This is a genomic window from Pseudomonas saudiphocaensis (assembly GCF_000756775.1).
Lineage (GTDB): Bacteria > Pseudomonadota > Gammaproteobacteria > Pseudomonadales > Pseudomonadaceae > Stutzerimonas > Stutzerimonas saudiphocaensis.
This window is the reverse complement of the sequence record NZ_CCSF01000001.1, coordinates 3603223-3617721: the sequence shown is the minus strand read 5'-3', so window position 1 is coordinate 3617721 and position 14499 is coordinate 3603223. Positions and strand designations below refer to the sequence as shown.

The 14499-nt window shown below is 60.2% G+C and carries 12 protein-coding genes; 6 read left to right on the top strand and 6 right to left on the bottom strand.

The genetic code is table 11. From position 1 onward, the window contains the following. The first annotated feature begins 207 nt into the window (after nt 1-207). The 6 genes from panD (at nt 208) to BN1079_RS16825 (ending at nt 7205) form a co-directional block, all read left to right on the top strand. Entirely contained in the window at nt 208-588 is a 381-nt protein-coding gene (panD, locus tag BN1079_RS16850) for an aspartate 1-decarboxylase (protein WP_037026463.1), read from the top strand. 350 nt (nt 589-938) lie between these two features. Then, on the top strand, nt 939-2603 hold the full coding sequence (gene pgi, locus BN1079_RS16845; protein WP_037026461.1) for a glucose-6-phosphate isomerase: 1665 nt from the start codon (nt 939-941) through the stop codon (nt 2601-2603). Nucleotides 2604-2716: 113 nt separating this feature from the next. Then, nucleotides 2717-3601, top strand: coding sequence for an oxygenase MpaB family protein (locus tag BN1079_RS16840; protein ID WP_037026460.1), 885 nt, complete (start codon nt 2717-2719; stop codon nt 3599-3601). A gap of 82 nt (nt 3602-3683) precedes the next feature. Beyond that, nucleotides 3684-6587, top strand: a complete 2904-nt coding sequence (locus BN1079_RS16835; RefSeq protein WP_037026458.1) for a DUF748 domain-containing protein — start codon at nt 3684-3686, stop codon at nt 6585-6587. Next, nucleotides 6588-6881 carry a DUF2845 domain-containing protein gene (locus BN1079_RS16830; protein WP_052114511.1) on the top strand — a complete coding sequence of 98 codons (294 nt, stop codon included), beginning with the start codon at nt 6588-6590 and terminating at the stop codon, nt 6879-6881. Nucleotides 6882-6896: 15 nt separating this feature from the next. After that, nucleotides 6897-7205, top strand: coding sequence for a DUF2845 domain-containing protein (locus BN1079_RS16825; protein ID WP_037026456.1), 309 nt, complete (start codon nt 6897-6899; stop codon nt 7203-7205). A gap of 70 nt (nt 7206-7275) precedes the next feature. Here the strand turns inward: BN1079_RS16825 and BN1079_RS16820 are convergent, their stop codons facing one another. The 6 genes from BN1079_RS16820 to infB all read right to left on the bottom strand — a co-directional run bounded on the left by BN1079_RS16820 (nt 7276) and on the right by infB (nt 14496). After that, nucleotides 7276-7650, bottom strand: a complete 375-nt coding sequence (locus BN1079_RS16820) for a BON domain-containing protein (RefSeq protein ID WP_037026454.1) — start codon at nt 7648-7650, stop codon at nt 7276-7278. Nucleotides 7651-7936: 286 nt separating this feature from the next. Then, entirely contained in the window at nt 7937-10042 is a 2106-nt protein-coding gene (pnp, locus tag BN1079_RS16815) for a polyribonucleotide nucleotidyltransferase (RefSeq protein WP_037026453.1), read from the bottom strand. Nucleotides 10043-10212: 170 nt separating this feature from the next. Next, nucleotides 10213-10482 carry a 30S ribosomal protein S15 gene (gene rpsO / locus BN1079_RS16810; RefSeq protein ID WP_037026451.1) on the bottom strand — a complete coding sequence of 90 codons (270 nt, stop codon included), beginning with the start codon at nt 10480-10482 and terminating at the stop codon, nt 10213-10215. 117 nt (nt 10483-10599) lie between these two features. Continuing rightward, the gene (gene truB / locus BN1079_RS16805; RefSeq protein WP_037026449.1) at nt 10600-11517 is read right to left on the bottom strand and encodes a tRNA pseudouridine(55) synthase TruB; all 918 of its coding nucleotides are present in this window, start codon (nt 11515-11517) and stop codon (nt 10600-10602) included. A 3-nt stretch (nt 11518-11520) separates the two neighbouring features. Continuing rightward, nucleotides 11521-11910: a 30S ribosome-binding factor RbfA gene (rbfA, locus tag BN1079_RS16800; RefSeq protein WP_037026447.1), complete on the bottom strand. Its 390-nt coding sequence runs from the start codon at nt 11908-11910 to the stop codon at nt 11521-11523. Nucleotides 11911-12009: 99 nt separating this feature from the next. After that, nucleotides 12010-14496, bottom strand: coding sequence for a translation initiation factor IF-2 (gene infB / locus BN1079_RS16795; protein WP_037026445.1), 2487 nt, complete (start codon nt 14494-14496; stop codon nt 12010-12012). Nucleotides 14497-14499 lie beyond the last annotated feature (3 nt).

Sequence of the window (14499 nt, the reverse complement as noted above, 5' to 3'; positions counted from 1 at the left end):
GCCGTTGAGCAACGTAGCGAGAACAGGCGAGGAAGCGGAGCTTAGTGTTTCAAATGAGCGTTCCGAGCCTGCTTCTAACGCAGCAATGCTCACGTAGGTAGCTTTCAACGGCCTGGTAAACCATTGATATCCCGAACTTCTTAACCTTGAACACGCCGGGGGGTTCGGGCACACTCTGCGCCGCTTGCGAACCCGGAGGATCCCGCCATGCACGCCATCATGCTCAAGGCCAAACTGCACCGCGCCCAGGTGACCCACGCGGTACTGGACTACGAAGGCTCCTGCGCCATTGACGGCGACTGGCTGGACCTGGCCGGCATTCGCGAATACGAACAGATCCAGATCTACAACGTCGACAATGGCGAGCGCTTCACCACCTACGCCATCCGTGGCGAGGAAGGTTCGAAGATCATCTCCGTCAACGGCGCTGCAGCGCACAAGGCCGGCGTTGGTCATCGCCTGATCATCTGTGCCTATGCCCACTACAGCGAGGCTGAACTGGCCAGCTTCAAGCCAAGCGTCCTTTATATGGGCGACGATGGCGATCTCAGCCATACCAGCAACGCCATTCCGGTGCAGGTTGCCTAGTCGCAGCGCACCACCCCGAAAGCCCGCAACGCCCAGCGCGTCGCGGGCTTTTTACTATCCGGGGGTTTTACTTGGCGGGTGAATCTGCAATGGTTTCGCAGCTGCACCCGGCGCTAGCGAAGCGGCACGACAGCTTCGGAACGCAGAGCGTTTTTTCCAGTCAGACCAGTCTGCGACACCGGATGTATCGCCGCCGCTTCGAACACTGCGCAGCGGCCCGCAGCTACAGGATTCAGGAAGAATGCGCTTGCATGATCGGATGTTTCCGGATCGAGCCTGGCAACTACCAGCGCATGCAGCCGCTACAGCAACCGTGCAGTCAGTCCGCCACGCAAAGGAAGCCGCACCCCATGAGTTACTATCAGCACCCTCTCGACGCTACTGCCTTGCCCTCCTGGAAGGCCCTGGAAGAACATCGGCTGGCCATGCAGAACTTCAGCATGCGCGAGGCGTTCAAGTCAGACCCAACACGTTTCGAGGATCTCTCGGCTTCCTGCTGCGGCCTGTTTCTCGACTACTCGAAAAATCTGATCACGCCTGAAACCCGCGCCCTGCTGGTCAACCTAGCGCGCGAAGCCGGAGTCGAGCAGGCTACCCGCGCCATGTTCGAAGGCGAACGGATCAACGCTTCGGAAAACCGTCCGGTTCTGCACACCGCCCTGCGCCGGCCAATGGGCGACAGCGTGATGGTCGACGGGAAGAACATCGTCCGTGAGGTCCACACCGCGCTGGCGCAGATGACCGATTTCGTCACTCGCATCCACAACAACCTTTGGCGTGGCTACAGCGAAAAGACCATCACCGACGTGGTGAATATTGGTATCGGCGGCTCCTTCCTCGGACCCCAGCTGGTTTCAGAGGCGCTGCTGCCGTTTACCCAGCACGGCGTGCGCAACCATTACCTGGCCAACATCGACGGCAGCGAGTTCCGTGAGGTAACTGCCAAACTGAACGCCGAGACCACCCTGTTCATCATTTCCAGCAAGACCTTCGGCACCCTGGAGACGCTGAAGAACGCCCAGGCCGCACGTAGCTGGTACCTGGGCAAGGGCGGCACCGAGGAAAAGCTCTACCGCCATTTCGTCGCGGTAACCAGCAACCGCCAGGCGGCCGTCGACTTCGGCATTCGCGAAAAGAACATCTTCCCCATGTGGGACTGGGTCGGAGGACGCTATTCGCTGTGGTCGGCCATCGGCCTGCCCATCGCGCTGGCCATCGGCATGTCCAACTTCAAGGACCTGCTCTCCGGCGCCTACAGCATGGACCAGCATTTCCTTACCGAGCCGTTCGAAAGCAACATGCCGGTGCTGCTGGCCATGCTCGGCGTCTGGTATCAGAACTTCTGGGGCGCGCAAAGCTACGCCTTCCTGCCCTACGACCATTACCTGCGCAACTTCGTCCAGCACCTGCAGCAGCTGGATATGGAGTCCAACGGCAAAAGCGTGCGTCAGGACGGTTCGCCCGTTGCCTGCGGTACCGGGCCGGTGATCTGGGGCGGCGTCGGCGCCAACGGCCAACACGCCTATCACCAGCTGTTGCACCAGGGCACACCGCTGATTCCTGCGGACTTTATCGTCCCGGTGGTCAGTCATAACCCGGTGGCCGATCACCATGAGTGGCTTTACGCCAACTGCCTGTCCCAGAGCCAGGCGCTGATGCTCGGTAAAACCCGTGAAGAAGCCGAAGCCGAGTTGCGCGCCAAGGGACTTCCCGAAGCCGAAGTGCAGCGTCTGGCGCCGCACAAGGTCATTCCCGGCAACCGACCAAGCAACACGGTGGTGATGGAAACCATCAGCCCCGGCCGTCTCGGCGCACTGATCGCGCTCTATGAGCACAAGGTATTCGTGCAAGGCGTGATCTGGGGGATCAACTCGTTCGACCAGTGGGGCGTCGAGCTTGGCAAGGATCTGGGCAAGGTGGTCTATGGCCAGATGACCAGCTTCGATGCGGCACCAGCCGACGATGCATCGACCCAAGGTTTGATCGACTTCTTCCGCAGCCGTCATCGCGGCTGAAGCTGCGCCTGGCAACCGGATGGCACGGCGCTCGCCGTCCGGTTGCCGCTTCTACGGTGAGCCAGGCGTTCGGGTACCATTCGTCCTCTCCTCCAACACTGTCGCCGCCCGCCATGGAATTCGTTCGCCGCCATATAGAAGCCCAGGTACAGAGCCTCACCGGCCTGGCCATCGGCGGTGTGGACTATGAAAACCCGCCGGGCGATCCGGGGCTGTTCGGCCCGGATTCGGTGTGCTGGAAAGTGCATGGCGATTTCACCTCAATGCTCATCGGCGGCATCTCGGCACTGCTGCTGCAGGCATTGCACCCGCTGGCCCTGGCCGGCGTCTGGGATCATTCGAACTTTCGTCAGGACTTGCTGGGTCGCCTGCGCCGCACCGGGCAGTTCATCTCCGGCACCACCTTCGGCAGCCATGCCGATGCCCAGCGTCTGATTGAGCGGGTCCGCACGATACATCTGCAGGTCACGGGACATGCGCCGGATGGGCGTCCATATGCGGCCAGCGATCCCGACCTGCTGACCTGGGTTCATGTCGCCGAAGTCAGCAGCTTCCTCAAGGCGCATCTGCGCTACCTCAACCCGGAGTTGCCCGGCAGCGAGCAGGATCGCTACTACGCCGAAGTTGCTCGGATCGCTGAAGCTCTCGGCGCCCGCGACGTACCCCGCAGCCGCAACGAAGTGGCAAATTATTTCCAGACACTGCGCCCCCAATTGCAGTGCGACGAGCGCTCGCAAGAGGTTCTGCGCATTCTGCTCAACGCACCTGCACCCAGCGCACTGGCCAAGCCCTTCGGCGCCCTGATGATGCAGGCTGGCATTGAGCTGCTACCGGATTGGGCCAGCGAGCAGTTCAGACTCCAGCAAGGTTCCCGTCAGCGCCAGCTGATTCGGCTCGGGGTCAGATGCACCGCCCCACTGTTGCGTTGGGCGGTACGCAATGGCTCAGTACATCGCGCCAGACGCCGTATGGGCCTCCCGTTGCACTCGCCACGCTGAGCTATTGCTGGCGGCCGCGCACACCTGAACCCGAGACCCATGCCATACTCCAACGCAGTCAATCGTCTGGAATCCACGTCGCATGCCAACCGGAATAAAGCGCGCGCTCATCGGCCTGATGGCCGCTTTGACCTGTTACTGCCTGATCGGCTTTCTGATCCTGCCGGGCGTCGCCCAGCGCATCATCAACCAGCAACTGGTTCAGTACGCCACCGTTCCGGCGCGCCTGGAGCGGATCGAGTTCAACCCCTTCACGCTCAAATTGACGCTATTCAACCTGCACCTGGGCGAAGAGGGGCAGCAACAGCTTGGCTTCGAACGCCTCTTCCTGGATCTGGAGTGGAGCAGTCTCTGGCGCCGCGAGCTGCAGATCGCCGACCTCGAATTGGTGCGGCTGCAGACCCAGGTGCTGTTCGACAAACAGGGTGAGCTTAATCTGAGCCAACTGTTCAACCTTCCGCAAAGCAGCGAAGAGCAAGCTGACGAAGCCGACGCAGAGCCCTTTGCTCTGAGCATCGGACGGCTGCAATTGATAGAAGGCTCGCTTCGATTCGCCGACCAGCGCCCCGCCGAGCCCATCGATTTTCTGCTCGACTCCCTGAACTTCGAGCTCCTCAACTTCGCCACCCGCGCGGATAACTCGGCCGCTGCGAACCTGGTCGCCACCGGCCCCAGCGGCGCACGCGTGGACTGGACTGGACAGTTCGGCCTGTCGCCCATAGCTTCATCCGGCCAGCTGAAGATCAGCAACCTGCAGCTAAAGGATTTCTGGGCCTACGCCCAGGACGCCTTGCCCCTGAGGCTCGTCGAAGGCCGAGCCAGCTTCGCCAGTGATTACCGCCTCGACCTTGGACAAGGCACCGAACTGCAGCTGAGCGACCTGAGCCTGCAGCTTTCCCCGTTCAAACTCGACAGCACGGACGGCCAACCACTGGTGCGGTTGGAGCAACTTCAGATCAGCCAGAGCTCGCTGGACTTGGCCAAACAGCAGGTTGTCATCGGCGCGCTGAGCAGCCAGAAGCTCGAAACCTGGGCAACCCGCGAGCGCGACGGTGAGCTGAACTGGCAGAAACTGCTCGCCGGCTCCAAGGGAGAAGAACCGGCAGCTGAGCCCCCTGAAGCAGCAGAGGATGCTGAGCCAGCACAGGCATGGCAGGTTCTTTTGCAGAGCGCGCAGCTTCGCGATTATCAACTGCACTTGAGCGATCGTGTTCCGGAGCAGGAAGTGGCTCTGGAGGTTGGGCCGCTGAACCTTGAGGTCTCCGATTTCGACAGCCGCGGCACCTCGCCTTTCGGACTCAAACTCGATACCGGCATTGGCAATCGAGGCTCACTGCAGGCGCAGGGCCAGCTGCAGCTGACGCCATTGACGGGTACGCTGGCCATCGACAGCCAGGATATCGACCTGCGCATAGCCCAGGCCTACCTGACGCCTTTCGTGCATCTGGAGTTGCGCAGCGGCTTTCTCGCCAGCCAATTGAAGCTCGAACTGACCGAAGCAGAACCACTGGCGTTCAACCTGACCGGGGACGTCGAGGTCACCCAACTGCATACGCTGGACACCATTAAGAACCGCGACTTCCTCAAATGGCAACGCCTGCAGCTCAAAGGGCTGGACTACCGGCACTCACAGCAATTGCAGATGGCGAGTATCGATCTGACTCAGCCCTATGCCCGTTTCATCATCAACCCCGACCTCACCACCAACATCAATGACCTGCTGGTGGACAAGAGCGCAACGTCTGCGGATGACGCCGCAGCCGGAACATCGTCGCAGGAAGCCCCGCTGGCTATTCGCATCGGCGGGATCAACATCAACGACGGCTCGGCCAACTTCTCCGACCTCAGCCTGCGACCACCCTTCATTACCGCCGTGCAGGATCTCAACGGTGCAGTCGGCACACTGGACAATCATCAGCAAAAGCCGGCCTCAGTGAACATCGCTGGCAAAGTTGACCGCTACGCGCCGGTAACGATCAAAGGCAGCCTGACACCCTTCGACCCACTGCAGAGCCTGGACATCGCAACCAGCTTCAAACAGGTCGAACTCACCACGCTATCGCCCTACTCCGGCAAGTTTGCCGGCTATCGCATCCAGAAAGGCCGAATGGACCTGGACCTTCACTACCGCATCCAGCAGGGCCAGCTCAACGCTGAAAACAAGGTCGTTCTGCAACAGTTGCAGCTCGGCGAACAGGTCGACAGCCCCGAGGCCGTCGACCTGCCTGTACGCCTGGCGGTGGCGCTGCTCAAGGACAGCAAAGGCACCATATCCATTGAGCTGCCGGTACAGGGTGACCTCAACAACCCGCAGTTCGATGTCATGCCCATTGTCTGGCAGACCCTGCGCAACCTGATCACCCGTGCCGTTCAGGCGCCCTTCAAGTTTCTCGCAGGGCTGGTGGATGGTGATCAGGTGGACCTCAGCCAGGTGCTGTTCACCCCCGGCAGCAGCGAGCTCGACCCGCAGGCACGCAGCAATCTCGACACCCTGGCCAAGGCACTGAATGAGCGTCCGGTGCTGCGTCTGGAGATCGAAGGACAAAGCTCGGCACAGGCCGACGGTCCCCTGCTCGCCGAGCAGTGGTTACAACGCGAGTATCAAGAGACGCTGTACAGGATGATGCAACGGCGGGGTGACAAGGTGCCGGCCGATGCAGCGCAGCTGGAGGTCAGCGAAGAAGACAAGTCAGCCCTGCTCGAAGGCATCTACCGTAGCCGCCTGAAACAGCAGCCCCCCGAGGAGTGGAAAGAACTCGATGACGCACAGCGCTTGCAGAACATGCATGACGCCGTGATTGCCAGCCGTGCCGACAGTACCGCGCTGCTGCGTGCGCTGAGCCGAGAGCGAGCCAATTCGATCAAGGATTACCTGGTCGATCAGACCGGCCTCGACGCTTCACGTGCCTATCTGCTTGATACCAGCACCAGCGAAACGGCAGCTAACGGCCAAGTTCCCACCGCCCTGCACTTGGGGAGTGAATGAGTGCGCAGGCCCTTTCATCTATTGCTGCTCGGCGTGATCTGCAGCCCTGCCATCCAGGCCGACACCTTGCGTTGCGGCACTCAGCTTGTAAGTACGGGCGACCGGACATTCGAGGTCGAACGCAAATGCGGTGCACCCAGTCAACGTGATTTGGTTGGCTACACCCTCGGGCCGAATGTCAGGCAGGAAATGGTTATCGAGGAGTGGCTCTACGGCCCTACCAACGGAAAGCTCAGCATTCTTACCTTTCAGGGCAATCGCCTGATACGGATAGAATTTCGCCGTGCACCCTGAGAGGAGTGGATGAACATGAGTAAGGTGCCGCCTCTTGTCGCGCTGTTCTTGCTCAGCGTGGCTTGCAATGCCCAGGCCTCTTCGACCTACCGTTGCGGCAGTGCATTAGTCAGTCTGGATGCTTCTACAACTGAAGTTCGGGCCAAGTGCGGCGAACCCGCCAGCGCAGCGCCGATAGGCTTCAAACAGATCGTGGATGACTATGGCTTTCGTCAGGAAGTACAGGTCGAAGAATGGACCTATGGGCCCAAGCACGGCATGTATCATTTCCTGCGTTTCGAAGGGAACCGCCTGCGCCGCATCGACAGCGAGCGCGGGCGTTAAGGCTTTGCCTCTGCTGACGAGGCATCCATGCCTGCATCAACAGTGGCGATCAGCACTTTAAGGTAACGGTTTAGTCAGCAGCTTTCAGACCGTCTGCGGAAACTTCACGTACGCCCTTGATGCCCTTGGCCTTGTTGATGGCCATTTCACGCTCGGCCTCAGTGGCTACGGTACCGGAAAGCGAAACAACGCCGTCCTTGGTTTCAACTTCAATGTCCATGCCAGGTGTCGCATCCTCGGCCAGCAAGGTTGATTTCACCTTGGTGGTAATCCAGGTATCGGAAACGGCGTCACCAGCCTTTTCCACGTTGTCGTTAGCGGCCAGCATAAGCGTATCGGTCTTTTGCACCGCTGGGTTGACGTCGGCGAAGGCAGCACCGGCCATAGGCAGGCTCAGGGCAGCAGCAATGGCGGTAGCAGTAAGAGATTTCTGGATTGTATTCATAATGGCACTCCTGTTTTTTAAATGACTGCGGTATTACTCCGACCGCAGATCCACAGGAAATATCGCAAGCGGCATGCCAGTTTTTTACGCTTAAAAAAGCCTTAAATTTCAATAACTTGAAAACCAGCAATGGCTTAAAGCCACTAGCACCTTGCATGTTTTGCGGTGCCAGAGCGTGCAAGTTGCACAGGTTTGCCCGCTGAAAACAAAACGCCCCGACGAGTCGGGGCGTTTGGTCAAACGGCATGCCTGATGACGCCAGGCTTGCGAGCTGCCTTTCGGTCAATCAGGCTTCGGAAGCCTTCGCCGCAGCAACGTCCTTGATCGAGAGCTTGATGCGACCGCGGTTGTCCACGTCCAGCACCAGCACCTCGACTTCCTGACCTTCTTTCAGAATGTCAGTCACTTTTTCGACACGCTGATCGCTCAACATCGAAATGTGCACCAGACCGTCCTTGCCCGGCAGGATGTTGACGAAGGCACCGAAGTCGACGATGCGCTCCACCTTGCCGACGTAGATCTTGCCGATCTCGGCTTCTGCCGTGATGGCCAGCACGCGCTGCTTGGCAGCCTCGGCCGCATCTTTGGTTTCGCCAAAGATCTTGATCGAGCCATCGTCTTCGATGTCGATCGAGGCCTTGGTTTCTTCGCAGATGCCACGGATGGTCGCGCCACCCTTGCCGATCACGTCGCGGATCTTGTCCTGATCGATCTTCATCGCAATCATGGTCGGCGCGTTGGCCGACAGCTCGCTGCGCGACTGGGAAATGACCTGGTTCATCTGGCCGAGGATGTTCAGGCGCGCTTCCAGCGCCTGCTCCAGCGCCTGCTCCATGATCTCTTCGGTGATGCCCTGGATCTTGATGTCCATCTGCAGCGCGGTGACGCCATTGGCGGTACCGGCCACCTTGAAGTCCATATCGCCCAGGTGGTCCTCGTCACCGAGGATGTCGGTCAGTACGGCAAACTTGTCGCCTTCCTTGACCAGGCCCATGGCGATACCGGCCACCGGCGCCTTCATCGGCACACCGGCGTCCATCAACGCCAGGGAAGCACCGCAGACGGAAGCCATCGAGCTGGAGCCGTTGGATTCGGTGATCTCCGAAACCACGCGAATGGTGTACGGGAACTCGTCAGCGCTCGGCAGCATTGCGGCAACACCACGACGGGCCAGACGGCCGTGACCGATTTCGCGACGGCCAGTGGCGCCCATGCGACCACACTCACCGACCGAGTACGGCGGGAAGTTGTAGTGCAGCAGGAAGGGGTCTTTCTTCTCGCCTTCCAGGGTGTCGAGGATCTGTGCGTCACGGGCGGTGCCGAGGGTGGCTACGACCAGTGCCTGGGTTTCGCCACGGGTGAACAGCGCGGAACCGTGGGTCTTGTCGAGCACGCCGACCTCGATGTTCAGACCACGCACGGTACGGGTGTCACGGCCGTCGATACGCGGCTTGCCGTTGACGATGTTCTCGCGAACGGTGCGGTATTCGATCTCGCCGAACGCATCCTTCACTTCACCCGCGGAAGGCTGACCTTCTTCCTTGGCGAAGCGGGCAACCACCTGCTCGCGCAGCTCGCCCAGGCGTGCATAGCGGTCCTGCTTGATGGTGATGGTGTAGGCCTGGGAAATCGCCTCGCCAAACTCGCTGCGAATAGCGTTGAGCAGCTCGGTGTTTTCCGCCGGCGGCTGCCAGTCCCAAGTCGGCTTGCCGGCTTCGGCGGCCAGCTCGGCAACGGCCTGGATAACCACCTGGAATTCGTCGTGGGCGAACAGCACCGCGCCCAGCATCTGGTCTTCGGTGAGCTCCTTGGCTTCGGACTCCACCATCAGGACGGCGTCCTTGGTGCCGGCCACGACCATGTCCAGGCTGGAAGCCTTGAGCTGCTCGTAGGTCGGGTTCAGCAGGTAGCCGGTTTCCGGATGGAAAGCCACGCGCGCGGCGCCAATGGGGCCGTTGAACGGAATACCGGAGATGGCCAGCGCAGCCGAGGTACCGATCATCGCTGCAATGTCCGGATCGGTCTTCTTGCTGGTCGATACCACGGTGCAGATCACCTGCACTTCATTCTGGAAACCTTCCGGGAACAGCGGGCGGATCGGACGGTCGATCAGGCGCGAGGTCAGGGTTTCCTTTTCGGACGGGCGCGCTTCACGCTTGAAGAAGCCACCCGGAATCTTGCCGGCAGCGTAGGTCTTTTCCTGGTAATGGACCGACAGCGGGAAAAAGCCCTTGCTCGGGTCGGCGGTCTTGGCGCCAACGACGGTGACCAGCACGCTCACGTCGTTGTCGACGGTGACCAGGACGGCGCCGGAGGCCTGACGGGCAATACGGCCAGTCTCGAGGGTTACGGTCGACTGACCGAACTGAAATTTCTTGATTACCGGGTTCACGGTGTTTTCCTTCTCTCTGTTGCCTTTGGGGGAAATTGGCGGGAGTGGCGGGAATCGGACCCGGTCTCTCCTGCAGAAGCCAAAAAGCTGGAAGCCCGAAGTCGCAAGCGGAGGATTGTTCCGTCTTTCAACTTCAAGCTTCCAGCTCTAGGTTTCCAGCTCGCTACGTCTTAACGACGCAGACCCAGACGACCGATCAGGGTGCTGTAACGAGTAGCATCCTTGCCCTTCAGGTAATCCAGCAGCTTACGACGCTGGTTGACCATACGGATCAGGCCACGACGGGAGTGGTGGTCCTTGCCGTTGGCCTTGAAGTGGCCTTGCAGCTTGTTGATGTTGGCGGTCAGCAGGGCAACCTGCACTTCCGGGCTACCGGTATCGCCTTCAGCTTGCTTGTACTCGTTAACGATCTGGGCTTTTTCTTCAACGCTAAGTGCCATGATGGGCTCCTTACAGTGAACAGGCCGGGAATATCCCGTGTTTAAAAAGAGGGCTGACCGTGCCTGCCAACAGCCATCCTCATGACGCAATGCACACTCAGGAGCATTGCGTATCGGTCATTCCGACCGAATCAGTCGACGCGGCGCAATACGCCCGTCATCACTCACTTCACCGATACCGATAAAGCGACCGTTGTGATCTTGTACCCGCAGCATGCCGAATTGCGGCGCTTGCGGTGCACGTACGGGCTGCCCGTGCAGCCAGTAAAAGGCGCTGTGCTCCGATAGCTGCAGCAGAGGCCAATGCTCCAGACCGCTGTCGACCGGAAGGAGGAAGGCATCAAGCGCCTCTGGTCCACCATCGGCATGAGCCTGTTCCAGCTCTTCGAGCGTGACCGTCCGGCTCAAATCGAAGGGGCCTGCCTGGGTTCGCCGCAGCTCTGCCACGTGCGCCCCACAGCCCAGCTCCCGTCCGATATCCTCGACCAGCGTACGGATATAGGTGCCCTTACTGCACGACACTGCGAGCCTTGCCCGATCAGCCTCCAGAGACAGCAGATCCAGGCGCGCAATGGTAACAGAACGTGGCTCGCGCTCCACCACTTCTCCTGCGCGGGCCAGCTTGTAAAGTGGCTGTCCGTCACGCTTGAGAGCGGAGTACATCGGCGGAACCTGCTGCAGGTCACCGCGGAACTGCGGCAAAACCGCTTCGAGCTGGGCCTGGCTGATATTCACCGGCTTACGCTCGATAACCTCGCCTTCGGCATCCGCCGTGGTCGTGGTTACGCCAAGTTGAGCGACCGTCTCGTAGGCCTTGTCGGCATCGAGCAGATACTGGGAAAACTTGGTGGCCTCGCCGAAGCACAGCGGCAACACACCGGTTGCCAGTGGATCGAGGCTGCCGGTGTGGCCGGCCTTCTCGGCGTTCAGCAGCCAGCGAACCTTCTGCAGTGCAGCGTTGGAAGTAAACCCGCGCGGCTTATCGAGAAGAATGATGCCACTGACCGCGCGGCGAATGCGTTTTACCTGGGCCACGCCTTATTCTCCATCGCCATGCTGGTGCTTGCGGTCTTCGGCAACCGCCCGCTCGATCAGCGAAGCCAACTCGACCCCGCGACGAACACTGGCGTCATAGCTGAAGTGCAGCTGCGGAACCGTACGCAGTTTCATTGCCTTGCCCAACTGCATACGCAGGAAGCCGACCGCGTCATTGAGTATCCGCAGGTTGTCCTTGACCGCATCCTCATCATCGTCCTTGCCCATGACAGTGATGAACACCTTGGCATGGGAGAGGTCGCGGCTGACTTCGACTCCGGTAATTGTTACCAGAGCCAGGCGCGGGTCTTTGATTTCGCGCTGAATCAGCGAAGCCAGCTCGCGTTGCATCTGGTCGCCGATACGCTGGGTACGGCTGTAATCTTTTGCCATGACTCTAACCTTCTTAAAAGCCAAAAGCTGGAAGCTCGAAGCCGGAGACCACTTGGGTGGCGTCCGGCTTCTGAGTTCCAGCTTCCAGTTTGCGTTTGATTACAGAGAACGCGCTACTTCGACTTTCTCGAAGACTTCGATCTTGTCGCCAACCTTCACGTCGTTATAGCTCTTCACGCCAATACCGCATTCCATGCCGGCACGTACTTCGGCAACGTCATCCTTGAAGCGACGCAGCGATTCCAGCTCACCTTCGAAGATAACCACGTCCTCACGCAATACGCGGATTGGACGGTTACGATGCACCATGCCTTCAAGAACCATACAACCGGCAACGGCACCGAACTTCGGCGAGCGGAACACGTCACGCACTTCCGCGACGCCGAGGATGTTCTCGCGAACATCGCTGCCAAGCATGCCGGTCAGGGCTTTCTTGACGTCCTCGATGATGTCGTAGATCACGTTGTAATAACGCAGATCCAGACCTTCCTGCTCGACGATCCTGCGCGCGCCTGCGTCGGCCCGCACGTTGAAGCCGAACAGCACCGCATTGGACGCCAGCGCCAGGTTGGCATCGCTTTCGGTAATACCACCGACACCGCCACCGATGACGCGCACCTGCACTTCGTCGTTGCCCAGACCGCTGAGCGAACCCTGCAGCGCCTCGAGCGTACCGCGCACGTCGGTCTTGAGGACGATATTGAGCGTCTTCTTCTCTTCCTGCCCCATGCTCTCGAAAATGTTTTCGAGCTTGCCGGCATGGGCGCGAGCCAATTTGACTTCGCGGAACTTGCCTTGGCGGAACAGCGCCACTTCGCGCGCTTTCTTCTCGTCACTCAGCACACTGAGCTCGTCACCCGCCTCAGGCGTGCCATCGAGACCGAGGATTTCCACCGGAATCGATGGACCGGCTTCCTTGATGCTCTTGCCGTTCTCGTCGAGCATTGCGCGGATGCGGCCATAGGTCGATCCGACCAGGGCCATATCACCCTGACGCAGCGTGCCTTCCTGAACCAGAACGGTCGCCACCGGGCCACGACCCTTGTCCAGACGCGACTCAACCACCACGCCACGGCCAGGCGCCGAGGGCGTGGCAGTAAGCTCGAGCAGTTCAGCCTGAAGCAGTACGGCCTCAAGCAGTTCGTCGACACCGGTACCCATCTTCGCCGATACCGGCACAAACGGAGTATCTCCGCCCCAGTCTTCCGGAATCACATCCAGCGCGGCCAGGCCGTTCTTGATGTTGTCCGGGTTGGCTTCCGGCTTGTCGATCTTGTTCACCGCAACCACGATCGGCACGCCAGCCGCTTTCGCGTGCTGAACGGCTTCCTGGGTCTGCGGCATCACGCCGTCGTCGGCTGCCACAACCAGAATCACGATATCGGTCGCCTTGGCACCACGGGCACGCATTGCCGTAAAGGCCGCGTGACCGGGGGTGTCGAGGAAGGTAACCATGCCGCGCTCGGTTTCCACATGGTAGGCACCGATATGCTGGGTAATCCCGCCAGCCTCGCCAGTGGCGACCTTGGCGCGACGAATATAGTCGAGCAGCGAAGTCTTGCCGTGGTCAACGTGACCCATCACGGTCACAACCGGGGCGCGGGTGATGGCCTCGCCCTCGTACTTGAGCATTTCTGCCAGCTGTTCTTCCAGGGCGTTGTCACTGACCAGCTTGACCTTGTGGCCCAGCTCTTCAGCGATCAGCTGAGCGGTTTCCTGATCCAGCACCTGGTTGATGGTCACCGGGGTGCCCAGCTTGAACATGAACTTGATGACTTCAGCAGCCTTAACAGACATCTGCTGAGCCAGATCGGCCACTGTAATGGTCTCGCCAATAGCCACTTCGCGAACGATAGGGCCGCTCGGGCTCTGGAAACCATGCGCGTTACGCTTCTTCAGCTTGGATTTACCACGTCCGCCACGACGGAAGCTGTCGGCATCATCATCACCGCTGCGCACGGCACGCGACAGGGGAGCCTTGGCTTTGGCCGCCGGGCGCTGCTGAGCCTGCTTGCGTTCACGACGCTCGTCGTCATCGCTGCGCGACTTCTCGGCGCGACGCGGCTCTTCCTTCTTGCGCTCTTCAACCGGAGCAACGGCTTCAACGGGAGCTTCCTGGACCGGAGCCGGAGCGACAACCGGCGATCCGGCGCGCGCCTCCAGCTCAGCCTGCGCCTTACGACGCGCTTCTTCCTCGGCCTGCTGACGCGCTTCTTCCTCGCTCTTCAGGCGTGCGGCCTCTTCGGCGGCGCGCTGGGCTTCCAGTTCGCGCTGCTTCTCGGCCTCAATCTCGTCCGGGGTACGCTTGACGAAGGTTTTCTTCTTGCGTACCTCGACACTGATGGTCTTGCTACCAGCCACTTTCAGCTTGGTGGTGGTCTTGCGCTGCAAGGTAATCTTGCGCGGCTCGTCCACCTTGGCGCCATGGCTGCTTTTCAGGTGCGCCAACAGCGCGTGCTTTTCATTATCGGTCACTACTTGCTCGGCGCTGGTGTGCGGCAGTCCTGCCTCACGCATCTGCTGCAGCAGTCGCTCGACCGGTGTGTCGACCACCTGGGCCAGTTCTTTCACCGTGACTTGCGTCATGCA

Bases quoted from the DNA above. Each gene is read 5' to 3' on its own strand.
- pgi (WP_037026461.1), top strand. From the start codon at position 939: ATGAGTTACTATCAGCACCCTCTCGACGCTACTGCCTTGCCCTCCTGG.
- rpsO (WP_037026451.1), bottom strand. From the start codon at position 10,482: ATGGCACTTAGCGTTGAAGAAAAAGCCCAGATCGTTAACGAGTACAAG.
- infB (WP_037026445.1), bottom strand. From the start codon at position 14,496: ATGACGCAAGTCACGGTGAAAGAACTGGCCCAGGTGGTCGACACACCG.
- rbfA (WP_037026447.1), bottom strand. From the start codon at position 11,910: ATGGCAAAAGATTACAGCCGTACCCAGCGTATCGGCGACCAGATGCAA.
- BN1079_RS16835 (WP_037026458.1), top strand. From the start codon at position 3,684: ATGCCAACCGGAATAAAGCGCGCGCTCATCGGCCTGATGGCCGCTTTG.
- BN1079_RS16840 (WP_037026460.1), top strand. From the start codon at position 2,717: ATGGAATTCGTTCGCCGCCATATAGAAGCCCAGGTACAGAGCCTCACC.
- panD (WP_037026463.1), top strand. From the start codon at position 208: ATGCACGCCATCATGCTCAAGGCCAAACTGCACCGCGCCCAGGTGACC.
- BN1079_RS16825 (WP_037026456.1), top strand. From the start codon at position 6,897: ATGAGTAAGGTGCCGCCTCTTGTCGCGCTGTTCTTGCTCAGCGTGGCT.
- BN1079_RS16820 (WP_037026454.1), bottom strand. From the start codon at position 7,650: ATGAATACAATCCAGAAATCTCTTACTGCTACCGCCATTGCTGCTGCC.